Here is a 16,244-nt window from a genome sequence, read left to right as displayed (position 1 = left end):
GTACTTATCGTATTCTATACAATTTCTAAATAAACTTAGAATAGACATATATACGTATAACAATTATATATGTTTTCAAACAACTTATTGACAAGTTAAAATGCAGGTGCTACTATGTGGATAATAAATACTAATTACTTTAGCTCCTTTGAAATTATCTTTATTACTTTATGCATCATGTTTTCACAAAAAAATGTATGCGTTATCAAAGCTAAAGTCTTTAGTTGTATATTTACTTTGGAGGTGAATAGCGGAAAGCTATAGTTTTAATGTAAGCGCTTAAAAACAACATATTTAAAAATAGGGGGGAATAAAGATGAAAAAGATGTTGCTGCTTTTCTTATTTATAGCCGGTATGACATTATTGGCAGCATGTGGTGGTGGAGGAGACTCTGATGATGCCGCCGCTGATGAAAAGAAAGTTATTGGAGATGATTTAGAAAATGCAACAGAGTTAACTTATTGGACATTTGTAGGACAGCATATTGATTTATTTGAAGATGCAGCGATCAGGTGGAATGAGGAAAATCCTGATAGACCAATTAAGCTGGTTGCGGAAGCATATCCATTTGATCAAATGCATAATAACCTTTTATTATCCTTACAGTCTGGTAAAGGTGCCCCAGATATTTCAGATATAGAGTTAGGAAGATTTGCAAACTATTTGCAAGGTGATCCACAGTTAGAGCCAATGAATGAGTATGTTGATCCAGTTTTAGAACAATCTGTTCAATCTCGGTTTGAAATCTATGCAAAAGATGGAAACTATTATGGAATACCTACTCATGTAGGAGCGACCGTGATGTACTATAATACAGAAATCATGGATGAAGCGGGAGTAGATATCGACTCGATAGAAACGTGGGATGATTTTGTACAAGCAGGAAAGCAAGTTGTCGAAAACACAGATTCAGTCATGTGGAATGTTGGGACAACGGACTGGTTAATGGACTATTGGCCAATGATTTCTCAGCAAAAAACAGACATGTTTGATGAAAATGGTGAGTTGATTATTGATAGTCAGACACATATCGATACACTGCAATTTCTGGAAGATGTTATTTATGAACATGAAATTGCCGAACTGACTCCAGGTGGAATGAATCAATCGGAAGAGTTTTATGGATATATGAATGATGGTGGAGCAGCTGCCATTCTGGCACCACTTTGGTATATGGGAAGATTTATTGATAGTATGCCTGATCTTGAAGGAAAAATTGCAATTCGTCCATTACCAGCATGGGAAGAAGGCGGAGATCGATCTGCTGGCATGGGTGGAACTGGTACAGTAGTAACGAATCAAACGGAACATGCAGATCTTGCGAAAGAGTTTTTGGCGTATGCCAAGCTATCTGAAGAAGGCAGTATCAACTTATGGAAAGTACTTGGATTTGACCCGCCGCGCTGGGATGTTTGGGAGAGTGACGAGGTGAGAGAGGATAATAAATACTATCAATATTTTGATGACAGCATCTTTGATGTTCTTGCTGAGGTAAAAGATGAAATTAATGAGCTTAACCTGACAGAGTATACGCCAGATGTAGTAACGGAATATAACACAAATGTGGCAGAATCAGTATTGCGTCAACAAGCACAATCTCCAGAGGAAGCTCTTAAACAAGCGGCTGAAACTGTTCGTTCTGCTATGGATAGAGAGTAAGAAAACTGAATGGAAGCAGTGGTCAACCTGCTTCCATTTTAGAATAATCATGCTTGTAATGATAAATCCTTAGTGCTAAAGAGTTGAGGAGGAGCGTATATGGAATCTATATCAAATGATTCTAATTTTTCTAAAGAAAAACAGAAAACCAGGAAACCATCAAATAATAAAGAGAAGAAACCTAATAAATTTTTTAAATTCATTAATTCCAAAAAGGTAGTGCCATATCTCTTTGTTTCACCGTTTATTATTTCGTTTTTAATATTAACATTATATCCTGCCATTCAAGGGATAATAATGAGTTTTCAAAAGGTGCTTCCAGGTCAAGTCAGTTTTGTCGGGCTCACAAACTATGAGAGATTATTAAATCCAGTATTTTTTAAGGCACTTTCAAATACTACCTTATATGTTATCTTTACCGTTTTATTATTAACGATTATTCCGATGTTTTTAGCTATATTTTTAGATTCGAAGTTTGTTAAATTTAAAACCTTCTTTAGAGCAAGTTTATTCTTGCCAGCCCTGACCTCTACGATTGTTGGGGGAATGATTTTCCGATTAATGTTTGGTGAACAAAGTACCGGTGCAGCAAACCAAATTATTGCTTTGTTTGGTCTGGACCCGATTAACTGGAGATTTACTAGCTGGGCCGCCATTTTCCTGATGGTTATTCTTGCTTCTTGGAGATGGATCGGGGTTAATGTTTTGTACTTCCTTGCAGCATTACAGAATGTGCCTGAAGAATTATATGAAGCTGCAGATATTGATGGTGCATCAACGTGGCAAAAAATGAAATTCATTACAATACCTCAATTAAAACCAATTATTATCTTTGTAAGTACGATTACCATTATTAATGGATTCAGAATGTTTGAAGAAAGCTTCGTTTTCTGGGAGGCAGGTTCACCAGGTAATATTGGTTTATCTGTTGTTGGATATATTTATCAAGAAGGTATCCGACAAAATGATATGGGATATGGATCAGCTATTGGTGTCGTTCTCATGTTAATTATTGCTGTAGTAAGTATTATTTACCTCATTGCTACAGGAACCTTTAAAAGAGGTGAAGATTGATGAAAGTAAAAGGAAATAAAAAACTTACTGTATGGATTGCCACAATAATCTTTGGGATTATTTCCCTAATTGCTGTTTTTCCTATTATAGGATTGGTTGTATCATCCTTTCGACCGTCGTCTGAATTAATGAGACAAGGAATCAGTTTTAAGATCGATTTCAGTCAGTTAAGTTTAGATAACTATTTATATATTTTTAATCAAGCTCCAGAGTATTGGGCTTGGTATGGAAATAGTTTAGCTATTTCAGCGATTACAATTGTGTTATCTTTATTTTTCTCTTCGATGGTTGGATATGCCTTAGCTGTCTATGACTTTAAGGGCAAAAACTTCTTCTTTGTTCTCGTATTGCTGATTATGATGGTGCCATTTGAAATACTTATGCTGCCGCTATATAAATTAATGATTAGTACACAGCTGATTGATACCTATTTCGCGGTAGTGCTGCCAATGGTAGTTGCACCAGTTGCAGTCTTCTTCTTTAGACAATTTGCGCTTGGATTGCCTGTTCAATTAATGGATGCAGCGAGAATAGATGGAAGTACGGAATACGGCATATTCTTCAAAATCATGCTGCCGTTAATGGGACCTTCACTTGCTGCAATGGCTATTTTACAAGGATTGGGCAGCTGGAATAACTTCCTGTGGCCGCTTTTAGTATTAAGATCAAATGATATGTTTACTTTACCGATTGGACTTGCTACTTTACTTACACCATATGGAAATAATTATGATGTATTGATTGCTGGGTCTGTATTAACAATAATCCCTATCATTATTCTGTTTCTATTCTTCCAGCGCTACTTCATTGCTGGCTTAACAACTGGTGGGGTAAAAGGATAAACGGGAACAGAACGGAAAATGAGGATAGATAAGGTGGACTGAAAATGTATGCAAACAGATTTATTACATCTTTAGACCGAATTGCTGTTTGGATAACGCGAATAGCATTTCTGAATATATTATGGATTTCATATACATTACTTGGATTAATAATTGGTGGGATTTTTCCTGCTACAATTGCGGCGTTGGGTGTTGTGAGGAAGTGGTTAATGGGTGATGAGGAAATAAAGGTTTGGGAAACATTCCGGAGAATATATAAGCAGGAATTTATTTCAGCGAATGGACTGGGATGGATATTATCTGTAATAGGAGCTGGTCTATATCTCAACTTCAAGATTATTGAGGCATTCCAAGGGCAGCTGAATATGCTTATTCCTTTTGCCTTTTATCTTACCCTTTTCTTCTATTTACTTATTGTTGTTTGGAGTTTCCCCCTGAAAGCACATTATGAGGCAGGTATTTTCCGAACAATTATTAATGCGTTGATACTTGGTCTAACAAAGGTGCATATTTCTGTAATTATCATTATATCTCTGTTTGCGATTACCTATTTTTCACTTGAAGTCCCAGCGTTTATTCTGTTTTTATTATTTAGCTTGTCAGCCTTAATCTGGTTTTGGAATGCTTTTCGTGTTTTTAAAACGTTAGATAGTGGAGCATACAATAAATCATAGAAATCGAGAGGAGTTTTACTGTGGTAAAAGAAACTTTAAAAGCTCGGGTAATTATTGATAAGGATTATATTATTTCAGATATAGATAAAAGAGTCTATGGATCTTTTATAGAACATCTTGGACGGGCGGTTTATGGAGGAATTTACGAACCAGGTCATGAGTCTGCGGAAGAGAATGGCTTTCGGCAGGATGTCATTGAATTGGTTAAAGAATTACAAGTTCCAATTATACGGTACCCAGGCGGTAATATGGTATCAGCATATAACTGGGAAGATGGGGTTGGTCCCAAAGAAAATCGGCCTAAAAGACTGGAGCTTGCTTGGCGGGTAACAGAAACAAATGAAGTTGGTACAAACGAATTTATGGACTGGGCTAATTTAGTTAATGCAGATGTAATGATGGCGATTAACTTAGGTACAAGAGGAATTGATGCTGCGCGAAATTTTATTGAATATTGTAATCATCCAGGGGGCACGTACTGGAGTGAATTAAGAAAAGAACATGGCTATGCCAGCCCTCATCAGATTAAAACATGGTGTCTTGGAAATGAAATGGATGGACCATGGCAAATTGGTCATAAAACAGCAGACGAATATGGCCGTATAGCTGCAGAGACTGCAAAAGCATTAAGATTAGTCGATCCAAGCATTGAACTTGTCAGCTGTGGCAGCTCGAATGCAGAAATGCCAACATTTCCAGAGTGGGAGGCAACAACGCTGGACCATACATACGAGCATGTAGACTACATCTCCCTGCATCAATATTATGGCAATCGTACAAATGATACAGCGAATTATCTTGCCAGTACACTTGATATGGATAATTTTATTAAAACGGTCGTTTCGACATGTGATTATATAAAAGCTAAGAAACGCAGCAAGAAACAAATTAATTTAAGTTTTGATGAATGGAATGTGTGGTTCCATTCAAATGAACAAGATAAACAAATTGAGCCGTGGACAGTTGCTCCTCCGCAATTAGAGGATATTTATACATTGGAAGATGCTCTATTAGTTGGCAGTATGCTGAATACAATGCTAAAGCACTCGGATCGAGTGAAAATTGCTTGTATGGCACAGCTTGTAAACGTTATAGCACCTATTATGACAGAAACTGGCGGAGCAGTCTGGAAGCAGACAATTTTTTATCCGTATTATTATACATCTGTTTATGGACGAGGAAAAGCATTGAATCCAATTATTTCCTCGCCGAAATATGATAGTGAAGACTATACTGATGTTCCATATCTAGATACATCTGTTGTCTATAACGAAGAAAAAGAAGAATTAGTTGTATTCGCAGTAAATCGTCATTTAGAAGAGAAACTTCAATTTGACATCGATATCCGTTCATTTGCGGATTTTGAAATTGTAGAGCATATCGTGCTTGAAAATGAGGATGTAAAAGCAGCAAATCGTATCGGCGACGAGCAAGTAAAACCTCATTCAAATGGACAGTCTCATAAAGAATCAGATAAAATTATTGGCACTTTTTCTAAATTATCCTGGAACATGATTCGGTTGCAAAAGAGGCAATAAATAAAAAACGGAAAAATTCTTATCTGAAATATAATTGAGGTGTAAACATGTCTAACAAAATTATAATAAATGCAGATATAGCCAGAGGGAAAATAAATAAAAATATATATGGGCATTTTGCCGAACACTTAGGCAGGGGAATATATGAAGGATTATGGGTAGGCGAGGATTCTTCCATACCTAATACAAATGGCATCAGAAATGATGTTATAGGTGCTCTAAGAAAATTAAATATCCCGGTTTTACGCTGGCCAGGCGGGTGTTTTGCTGACGAGTATCATTGGAAGGATGGAGTAGGGCCGCGTGAAAATAGAAAACGTATGGTTAACACCCATTGGGGTGGCGTCGTGGAAAATAATCACTTTGGAACACATGAATTTATGATGTTGTGTGATTTATTGGAGACGGAACCATATATTTGTGGAAACGTCGGAAGCGGGACTGTTCAGGAGATGTCTGAATGGGTTGAATATATGACATTTGATGGGGAATCCCCAATGGCTAATTGGCGCCGTGAAAATGGCAGAACAGAGCCATGGAAACTAAAGTACTTTGGTGTAGGTAATGAAAACTGGGGCTGCGGCGGCAATATGCGCCCTGAATATTATGCTGACCTTTATCGTCGGTATCAGACGTATGTACGAGATTATGGAGACAATGAAATTTATCGTATTGCAGGTGGAGCGAATATAGATGACTATAATTGGACTGAAGTTTTGATGCGTGAAGCGCATCATGTAATGGATGGTCTTAGTCTTCATTACTATGTTCACCCAGGCGGCTTTTGGAATAAGGGACAAGCTGCTGATTTTACGGAAGAAGAATGGGATATTGTCATGCAAAAAACATTGTATATGGACGAGCTTATTACGAAACATAGCACATTAATGGATAAATACGATCCTGATAAACGCATCGCGATAATTATAGATGAGTGGGGGGCTTGGTATGATGTTGAGCCAGGCACGAACCCAGGATTCCTTTATCAGCAAAATACGATAAGAGATGCAGTAAGTGCAGCTGTTCACTTTAATATATTCCATAAACATAATGACCGCGTGCAAATGGCAAATATTGCGCAGATGATCAACGTGATTCAAGCAGTAATTTTAACGGAACAGGATAAGATGATTCTGACACCAACTTATCATGTATTTGAAATGTACAAGGTTCATCAGGATGCGGAAAAGGTTGCATTGGATATTGAGGTTGATACAGTTGATGAAAATGGTCAAACATTCCCGCATGTAAGTGCATCAGCATCTAAATCGAAGGATGGGACACTGCATATCAGCCTATGTAACCTGGATAAAATAAAGTCAGCAGAGCTGAATATAGATTTACGCGGAATGAATGCAACAGATATTTCTGGAAGAATTTTAACTTCAAATGAAATGAATGCAATGAACACCTTTGAAAATCCAAATCATGTCGTGCCTGAAGATTTTACTGGATTCACCGAGGAGGATAATATTCTAAATATTGAACTTCCATCCAAGTCTGTTGTCGTCTTAGCTATTAAATAATGGGAAAATAAATGATTTTGTATATTTGGTTTGCTGTCTAATTATCTGCTTTTGGAAGCTCCCAGCAGAAATGAGCAGTTGTTTCACTGGATTTTAGCAGGAGATATGCTCCGTGATTTTCATTAAGCTATACTACAATGTACACACATCGCTACTTCAGCTGAGTAATTAAATACATTTATAAAGTAAAAGGCTCTAAATGAGCGAGGCTATTGCTGGTTAATCTCTATTCCCTTCATACCTCTCTGCGTGATTTAAATGTATTGCTAGTTATAAACTGTTATAATGTAACGAGAATTTCTTGAATAGAATAGAGGTGCAACATGAAAACAAAACATAGCATCGTGAGGGAATATATAAAATCAACTATATTAGATGGGACGTATATTCCGCACCAAAAGATCAGTTCGGAAAGTGAATTGATGGAACGTTTCAATGTCAGCCGCCATACCGTCCGTCTCGCAATTGGCGATTTAGTAAACCAGGGCTGGTTATACCGAAAACAGGGAGCTGGAACCTTTTGTGCGGAAAGAAATACAAAAGACACGAATCATATGGCTCAGAAAAATATAGCGATTATTACAACGCATATTTCTGACTATATATTTCCATCTATTATTCAAGGTGCTGAATCACTGCTTAGTAAAAATGATTACCAAATTAGTTTGTTTAGTACAGATAACCAACATGAAAATGAGAAACAGATTTTGGAAAAAATACTCACATATCAAGTAGATGGTGTAATTATCGAACCGACGCAAAGTGCGATATCCAATCCAAATATAAATTATTATTTAAATCTGGAAAAGCTGAATATCCCTTATATAATGATTAATGCCTATTATGATGAACTGGAACCGCTGAGTATTACTATTGATGATGAAAAGGGCGGTTATGTTATAACAGAGCATTTAATTGAACAGGGTCATCGAAATATTCTTGGTTTCTTTAAAACAGATGATTTACAAGGAACCAAAAGAATGAAGGGGTATTTGAAGGCACATCGAACGCATCAAATACCAATCAATCCTACCAATATTATTACGTATAATACAGAAGAAAAAATGACCAAGCCGCGAGAGGAATTAGAAAAAATTCTAGATCAAACAAATAATGAACTGCCTACGGCGATTGTCTGTTATAACGATGAAAACGCAATGCTGTTATTAGAATCATTACGCAAACGCAATATAAAAGTACCAGATGATATTTCTTTAGTTGGCTATGATGATTCGATGCTTTCGAGGGTTTCCGAAGTGAAGCTGACAACAATTAAACATCCCCAGAAAGAGATGGGAGAAGCTGCAGCCGAAATGATGCTGCGTTTGCTCGAAAAGAATGCAGGTTTGAAATCAGATAATGAGCAGATTGAATCCATTGTTTATGAACCGGAAATTGTAGTGAGAAATTCTACGAGAGAAATAAGGGAACTTGTTTAATCACTTTATCGCAGGTTAAGTGGCAGTAAACTCCCAGCTCAAAAATGGGGAAGAAATGAACATTTAGTTGCGGGATCAACTGCCACTAATCGCCCGATTGGTTCAACTAACAATCAGTGGGGAAATGCAAGAACTCCCCCTGATTGAAGTTTCACTTTATCGCAGGTTAAGTGGCAGTAGACCCCCAGCTCAAAAATGGGGGAAGAAATGAACATTTAGGTGTGGGATCAACTGCCACTAATCGCCCGATTGGTTCAACTAACAATCAGTGGGGAAATGCAAGAACTCCCCCTGATTGAAGTTTCACTTTATCGCAGGTTAAGTGGCAGTAGAACCATCATCTGAAAATGGGGAAGAAATGAACGTTTTAGGTGCGGGATCAACTGCCACTAATCGCCCGATTGGTTCAACTAACAATCAGTAGAGAAATGCAAGAACTCCCCCTGATTGAAGTTTCACTTTATCGCAGGTTAAGTGGCAGTAGAACCATCATCTGAAAATGGGGAAGAAATGAACATTTAGGTGTGGGATCAACTGCCACTAATCGCCCGATTGGTTCAACTAACAATCAGTGGGGAAATGCAAGAACTCCCCCTGATTGAAGTTTCACTTTATCGCAGGTTAAGTGGCAGTAGAACCATCATCTGAAAATGGGGAAGAAATGAACGTTTTAGGTGCGGGATCAACTGCCACTAATCGCCCGATTGGTTCAACTAACAATCAGTAGAGAAATGCAAGAACTCCCCCTGATTGAAGTTTCACTTTATCGCAGGTTAAGTGGCAGTAGAACCATCATCTGAAAATGGGGAAGAAATGAACATTTAGGTGTGGGGTCAACTGCCACTAATCGCCCGATTGGTTCAACTAACAATCAGTGGAGAAATGCAAGAACTCCCCTTGATTGAAGTTTCAATGTATGTATAGAAATGTTTTATGCTATGGGGTGTGAAAAATGAGCTGTAAAGGATGCTCACGCTCTATTATCGTTTCAGATGCTTCTATTCAGTCGCTAATAGAGGAGCAGCTCCAACTGGAAATTGATTTAGTTGATGATGTAACGTATGGAAAAAGACTTGAAATATGCAGCAAATGTCCATCATTGCTTTTCGGTCATACTTGTGGACATTGTGGTTGCTTTGTGCAGTTTAGAGCGAAATTGTCCTATAAAAACTGTCCATATCCTGAGGGCTCTAAATGGTAAATATATTTTAATGAATAAAGCCGGTAAGATGGATGATAAATCTTACCGGCTTTTTGTCAGATGAATATTTCAGCAGGGAGAGAAATGAAATGGAAATAAAAACAATACAAATAAAACTGCAAGACAGAAGCTGGGAACAAATATCATTAGTAAATGATAATGGAATGGTTGTAACGTTTATGGAATTTGGAGGCATTATTACAGAAATAATTGTACCCGACAGAGATGGAAAGAAGGAGAATGTTGTTCTTGCTTATAAGGATCCTGAACAATATTTAACCAATCCCGGTTATTTAGGTGCATTGATTGGCAGAGTTGCAGGAAGAGTCCAAGGAGCAGCATTTGAAATAGAGGATAAAGTATATCATTTAGATGCAAATGAAGGCGATAATAATTTACATGGCGGCGAAACTGGCTTTCACCACGTGCTGTGGAATATAGATACATTTGTGAGAGATAGTGAGCTTGGGGCAAAGCTTACTTATAGAAGTAAAGCTGGGGAGGAAGGTTTTCCGGGAAATTTGGATGTTGAAGTGACCTACACAGTCAATAATAACAATCAGTTTGTGATTGATTATAGGTATGTGTCAGATCAAAAGACACCTGTTACCTTAACGAATCACACATACTTTAATTTAAGCGGTGCTGCTAAACATACGATTCACAATCAGGAATTAAAAATAGACAGTAATTGTTTTCTAGAATTAGATAATCAGTTAATACCGACTGGAAGGTTAATAGAAGTCGAGGATACTAGCTTCGATTTTAGAAAGCTCAGTAGATTAGACCGTGGTTTTCACTATGATTATTTCCAAAACAAAGTAGCTAATGGCGGCTATGATCATTACTTTCTCTTTAATGATGAAAAACATGGATCAGCAGTTATGAGGGACGAATCCAGTGGACGGATACTGATTGTTGAAACGAATCAACCGGGTGTGGTCATGTATACTTCAAATAACCTTCCTGAAGGACTTGAATTAACAGAAGGCAAAACGGATAAATACTTTGGGGTATGTTTAGAAACACAAGGTTCACCCGCATCTCTTCATCATGCAAATCTGCCAAGCATCCTATGTGAGGCAGGCGAGAAGATGCATAAACAAACAACGTTTACATTTGAAATAGAAAAGCATTAAGGATTCATCTCGTTTGACTGCAGAGCTCCAGAGAAAGAAGATAACAGGATAAATAAAGTTACATTATAAATGTCTATTAAATTTATACGTATATTATGGTAGTTTCATATTTTAAATTGACACTTGTACGTTCAAGTGATAAGATGATTGTATTATAGAAAGCGCTTACGAATATGAAGTTAGGAGTGTGCAGAAATGACTGAAAACATAGCTAATCCAATTGTTTTACAACGTGCAGATCCATTCATCTATAAACATTCAGATGGATATTATTATTTCACAGGTTCATACCCGCTATATGATCGAATTGTACTCAGAAGAGCGAGAACCTTAAATGAATTGGGGGACGCGGAGGAGGCAGCTGTCTGGCATAAACATGAAAACGGTCCATTAAGTGAATTAATCTGGGCGCCAGAGATACACAGAGCGAATGGAAAGTGGTACTTACATTTTGCTGCAGCACCTAATCGGAATATCGATGATAACACATTTAATCACAGAATGTATGTGCTTGAAAATGCTTCGGAAAATCCATTGGAAGGTGAATGGCTCGAAAAAGGAGAGGTGAAAACGGGAATGTCGACCTTTTCTCTTGATGCAACAACCTTTTTCCATAAGGGAGAGCAATATTATGTTTGGGCCCAGCAGGATGTAAATATTAAAGGACATTCTAATCTTTATATTGCAAAAATGGAGAATTCCTGGACGCTGAAAACGGAGCCCATCATGCTGACAAAGCCAGAACTGCCATGGGAAATAAAAGGATTTTGGGTGAATGAAGGTCCAGCAGTACTAATAAAAAATGGAAAAGTTTTTATTACATATTCTGGAAGTGCAACTGGTATAGATTATTGCATGGGAATATTGACTGCGGATGCGGATGCTGATCTTTTGAATCCTGATTCCTGGACGAAATCCCAAGAGCCAGTTTTTCAAAGCTCGTCAGAAAATCGGCAGTTCGGACCGGGACATAATAGTTTTACAGAATCTGAAAATGGCGAGGATATCATATTAATATATCATGCCCGCGATTATACAGAAATTGAAGGAGATCCACTCTTTGACCCAAATCGCCATGCAAGAGCTAAAAAGGTAGACTGGGACAAAAATGGCAATCCTCTATTTGGGAAACCTGGACCTAATACAAGATGGACACCAGATTCACCAGAAGTATTGGATTAATTTTTTACTAGATTCATATATATAGATTACATGTACGAACAACTAACAGATTTGTATATATAATAAGGATTGTTGATATAAAAGGAGTTGAACAACATGCTCGAAGACTTAAAAAAAGAAGTGTACGAAGCGAATATGCTTCTCCCTGAACATAATTTAATTACTTTTACATGGGGAAATGTCAGTGGAATCGATAGAGATAGCGGTTATGTTGTAATTAAACCAAGTGGGGTGGATTATGAACAGTTGGCCCCAGAAGACATGGCAGTTGTTGATCTAGAAGGCAATAGAATTGAAGGGAATCTTAACCCATCCAGTGATACGGCTACACATCTAGAGTTATATAAGGCTTTTCCTGATATTAAGGGGATTGTACATACGCATTCACCTTGGGCGGTTTCCTTTGCGCAAGCTGGAAGAGAGATACCTGCTGCTGGAACAACACAGGGTGATTACTTTTATGGAGCAATCCCTGTAACGAGAGAAATGAAAAAGGAAGAAATCATTAAGGATTATGAGAAACAAACAGGAACAGTAATAATTGAAACTTTTAAAGAAAAACAAATAGATCCAAATCAAGTTCCAGGAGTTTTGGTAAACGATCATGGACCTTTCACTTGGGGAACTTCGCCTAAGAATGCTGTTCATCATTCGGTCGTATTGGAGCAAGTTGCTGAGATGACATACCATACGTTGCAGCTGAACCCTAATGGGATAGAGATGAGCCAGGACTTATTGGATAAACATTATCTAAGAAAGCACGGAAAAAATGCATATTACGGACAGAAGTAAATAAAGAAAAGAGGGTGTGTTGTAATGATAGAACAGAGAGAAAGAGAATTTTGGTTTGTAGTTGGCAGTCAGCATTTATATGGTGAGGAAACGTTGAATCAAGTAAAGGAACATGCACAGGAAATTGTTGATGCCTTAATTGAAAAAGATGGGCTGCAATATAAATTAAAATTTAAAGCGCTTGTCACGACAGCAGATGAAATTAAAACAGTTGTAAAAGATGCAAATTACGACGATAAGGTAGCAGGAATTATTACATGGATGCATACATTCTCACCAGCTAAAATGTGGATTCCCGGAATGAAATTATTGCAAAAACCACTGCTTCATTTTGCAACACAATATAATAGAGAATTGCCATGGAAAACAATTGATATGGATTTCATGAATCTGAACCAAAGTGCACATGGTGACAGGGAATATGGTTTTATGAATGCACGTTTACGAAAAAATAATAAAATCATTGTTGGCCACTGGGAAGATGCTTCCGTACAAACAGAAATATTCGATTGGATGGTTTCTGCGGTTGGATATAACGAAAGCCAGAATATCAAGGTTGCTCGTTTTGGTGATAATATGCGCAACGTCGCCGTTACTGAAGGAGATAAGGTGGAAGCAGCGATTCAGTTTGGCTGGACGGTTGATTATTATGGCATTGGTGATTTAGTAGCTGAGATGAATAAGGTCACAGATGCTGAAGTTGAAGAGACCTTTGCAGCGTGCCAGTCACTCTATGATTTTGATTATGGAGAAAATGAGCCTGCGTATTTTGAGGAGCATGTCAAAGAACAAATTAAAATAGAAATTGCATTAAGGAGATTTTTGGAAGGTGGTGGATACACCGCTTTTACTACAAATTTTGAGGACTTGCATGGGATGAAACAGCTGCCTGGAATGGCTGTTCAGCGACTAAATGCGGAAGGTTATGGTTTTGCAGGGGAAGGCGACTGGAAAACGGCAGCATTAGATCGTTTAATGAAAATCATGGCTAATAATACCTCAACTGGTTTTATGGAGGATTATACGTATAATCTCGCAGAAGGAAACGAATATATTTTACAATCTCATATGCTGGAAGTAGACCCAACTTTAGCGAATACTAAGCCGCGTGTAGTTGTACAACCGCTGGGGATCGGAGACAGGGAAGATCCTGCACGTCTCGTATTTGATGGCAAAGCAGGGCAAGGTGTTGTTGTTTCCATGCTTGATTTAGGAAGCCATTACCGTTTGATGATTAATAAAGTGGAACTGGAGGAACCGACTGAAGAGGCTCCACATTTGCCGGTAGCGAGGGTTATTTGGAAGCCATATCCAAACTTCAAAGATGGTGTTACGAAATGGATCGAATCAGGTGGCGGCCATCATACCGTTGTTTCACTGGAACTAACTGTTCAGCAAATCGAGGATTGGGCTAAAATGGCAGATTTAGAATATATTGTGATTGAATAATTTATAAGTGATTGGAGGGGCCAACGATATAGTTCGCAGAGCAGGCCCCTTTTTGAAATGGAATCTTATGGATGAAAGGGTGGAGAATGGGATGGCAGCAGGTGCTCTAGAGTTAGGAAAAACAGCCCTTGGGATTGAACTCGGTTCAACAAGAATCAAAGCAGTTCTGATTGGACCTGATAATATGCCGATTGCGAGTGGGGAATATGATTGGGAGAATCGTATTGAAGATGGAATTTGGACGTATGACCTGGAACAAGTCTGGGAAGGGCTTCAAGGGGCATATCGCCAATTGGCAGAAGCGGTAGAAAAGAAATTTGGCATCCAATTGACAAAGGTTGGAGCTTTGGGATTCTCTGGGATGATGCATGGTTATCTTCCGTTTGATGCATCAGGAGAACAACTCGTATCATTTAGAACATGGAGAAATACAACAACTGAACAGGCAGCTGAAGCGTTAACCAATCTATTTGAATTTAATATTCCGCAGCGCTGGAGTATTGCACATCTTTATCAAGCAATGCTAAATAAAGAAATGCATGTAGAAAAAGTTGATTTTCTAACGACCTTAGCTGGCTATGTTCACTGGAAATTAACTGGTGAAAAAGTGCTGGGGATAGGAGAAGCGGCGGGGATGTTTCCTATTGATTCAGATGCTTCTGACTACGATCCTCGTATGGTAAAGAAATTTAATCAGCTGGCAGAAAAATTCAGTTATGGTTGGACACTTGAGGAAATCTTGCCAAAGGTGCAACTAGCGGGAGCGCACGCTGGATATTTAACGGAAGAAGGTGCAAAATTGTTAGATCCGACAGGTGTGCTGCAAGCAGGGATACCATTATGCCCGCCTGAAGGAGATGCAGGCACCGGAATGACAGCTACCAATACTGTGGCAGAGCATACTGGAAATGTTTCTGCCGGAACCTCCATTTTTGCGATGATTGTCCTGGAAAAAGAACTTTCCGATTATTATACGGAAATTGATATGGTTACGACACCTGCAGGTAAGCCGGTTGCGATGGTGCACTGCAATAATTTCACCTCGGATATAAATGCATGGGCCCGTTTGCTGGCAGAGTTTGCCGAAGTGATTGGAACAAAGGTGGAAATGGGAGATGTATTTAACCACTTATTTAATCAAGCAATGAAGGCAGACCCAGATGTTGGCGGATTAGCAAACTGCAGTTATTATTCAGGTGAACCAATCACAAGATTTGAAGAAGGGCGTCCATTATTTGTGCGGATGCCTGATAGTAACTTTAATTTGCCTAATTTTATGCGTACGCAAATTTATTCAGCTCTGGCAACATTGAAAATTGGCATGGACATTTTAACAACAGAAGAAAAAGTACAAATTGAATCGATTCTTGGACACGGCGGATTTTTTAAGACAGAAAAGGTAGGCCAGCAACTGATGGCAGATGCCTTTGGTGTTCCAGTTTCTGTGATGCGCACTGCAGGCGAAGGCGGACCATGGGGGATGGCTTTACTTGCTGCATATTCGATTAATAAAAAAGAAGAACAGACACTTGAGAACTATCTCGCAGAAAATGTATTTGCAACTGAAGAGATTAAAACAATTGCTCCTAGTATGGAAGGAATGGAAAGTTTCTCGAATTATATGAATCGCAATCAGGCCATATTAGAAGTGGAACGTGTAGCGGTCGATGTGCTGAAATAATAGAGGGTAACCAAAATCTTTATTCAGCTCTTCAAAAAAGGACAGTC

At 38.3% G+C, this 16,244-nt stretch carries 13 protein-coding genes; all 13 read left to right on the top strand.

What is annotated here, in order from left to right; genetic code table 11:
• The first annotated feature begins 316 nt into the window (after positions 1 to 316).
• Positions 317 to 1,660, top strand: coding sequence for an ABC transporter substrate-binding protein (locus NST93_RS10305; RefSeq protein WP_405096695.1), 1,344 nt, complete (start codon positions 317 to 319; stop codon positions 1,658 to 1,660).
• 99 nt (positions 1,661 to 1,759) lie between these two features.
• Entirely contained in the window at positions 1,760 to 2,734 is a 975-nt protein-coding gene (locus NST93_RS10300) for a carbohydrate ABC transporter permease (RefSeq protein WP_405096693.1), read from the top strand.
• Positions 2,734 to 3,576, top strand: coding sequence for a carbohydrate ABC transporter permease (locus NST93_RS10295; RefSeq protein WP_405096691.1), 843 nt, complete (start codon positions 2,734 to 2,736; stop codon positions 3,574 to 3,576). Before NST93_RS10300 ends, NST93_RS10295 begins: the two co-directional genes overlap by 1 nt.
• Before the next feature lie 44 nt (positions 3,577 to 3,620).
• Positions 3,621 to 4,250, top strand: a complete 630-nt coding sequence (locus NST93_RS10290; RefSeq protein WP_405096689.1) for a YesL family protein — start codon at positions 3,621 to 3,623, stop codon at positions 4,248 to 4,250.
• Positions 4,251 to 4,270: 20 nt separating this feature from the next.
• On the top strand, positions 4,271 to 5,788 hold the full coding sequence (locus NST93_RS10285; protein ID WP_405096687.1) for an alpha-N-arabinofuranosidase: 1,518 nt from the start codon (positions 4,271 to 4,273) through the stop codon (positions 5,786 to 5,788).
• A gap of 47 nt (positions 5,789 to 5,835) precedes the next feature.
• Entirely contained in the window at positions 5,836 to 7,314 is a 1,479-nt protein-coding gene (locus NST93_RS10280) for an alpha-N-arabinofuranosidase (protein ID WP_405096685.1), read from the top strand.
• A 323-nt stretch (positions 7,315 to 7,637) separates the two neighbouring features.
• On the top strand, positions 7,638 to 8,753 hold the full coding sequence (locus NST93_RS10275) for a GntR family transcriptional regulator (protein ID WP_405096683.1): 1,116 nt from the start codon (positions 7,638 to 7,640) through the stop codon (positions 8,751 to 8,753).
• A gap of 952 nt (positions 8,754 to 9,705) precedes the next feature.
• Positions 9,706 to 9,954 carry a DUF6171 family protein gene (locus tag NST93_RS10270; RefSeq protein WP_405096681.1) on the top strand — a complete coding sequence of 83 codons (249 nt, stop codon included), beginning with the start codon at positions 9,706 to 9,708 and terminating at the stop codon, positions 9,952 to 9,954.
• 89 nt (positions 9,955 to 10,043) lie between these two features.
• Positions 10,044 to 11,093 (top strand): aldose epimerase family protein, encoded by a 1,050-nt coding sequence (locus NST93_RS10265; RefSeq protein ID WP_405096679.1) that lies wholly within the window; start codon positions 10,044 to 10,046, stop codon positions 11,091 to 11,093.
• A gap of 195 nt (positions 11,094 to 11,288) precedes the next feature.
• A complete protein-coding gene (locus tag NST93_RS10260; protein WP_405096677.1) occupies positions 11,289 to 12,275 on the top strand; it encodes a family 43 glycosylhydrolase in 987 nt (328 codons plus the stop codon).
• A gap of 96 nt (positions 12,276 to 12,371) precedes the next feature.
• Positions 12,372 to 13,067 carry an L-ribulose-5-phosphate 4-epimerase gene (locus NST93_RS10255; protein WP_405096675.1) on the top strand — a complete coding sequence of 232 codons (696 nt, stop codon included), beginning with the start codon at positions 12,372 to 12,374 and terminating at the stop codon, positions 13,065 to 13,067.
• A gap of 24 nt (positions 13,068 to 13,091) precedes the next feature.
• Positions 13,092 to 14,516 carry an L-arabinose isomerase gene (gene araA / locus NST93_RS10250; protein ID WP_405096673.1) on the top strand — a complete coding sequence of 475 codons (1,425 nt, stop codon included), beginning with the start codon at positions 13,092 to 13,094 and terminating at the stop codon, positions 14,514 to 14,516.
• Positions 14,517 to 14,583: 67 nt separating this feature from the next.
• Positions 14,584 to 16,197 carry a xylulokinase gene (locus NST93_RS10245; protein WP_405103828.1) on the top strand — a complete coding sequence of 538 codons (1,614 nt, stop codon included), beginning with the start codon at positions 14,584 to 14,586 and terminating at the stop codon, positions 16,195 to 16,197.
• Positions 16,198 to 16,244: the final 47 nt, after the last annotated feature.

Source organism: Oceanobacillus sp. FSL H7-0719, from assembly GCF_045040795.1.
Taxonomy (GTDB): domain Bacteria; phylum Bacillota; class Bacilli; order Bacillales; family Amphibacillaceae; genus Oceanobacillus.
Note: the sequence above shows the minus strand (reverse complement) of the source record. Positions and strands in the feature narration are given on the sequence as shown.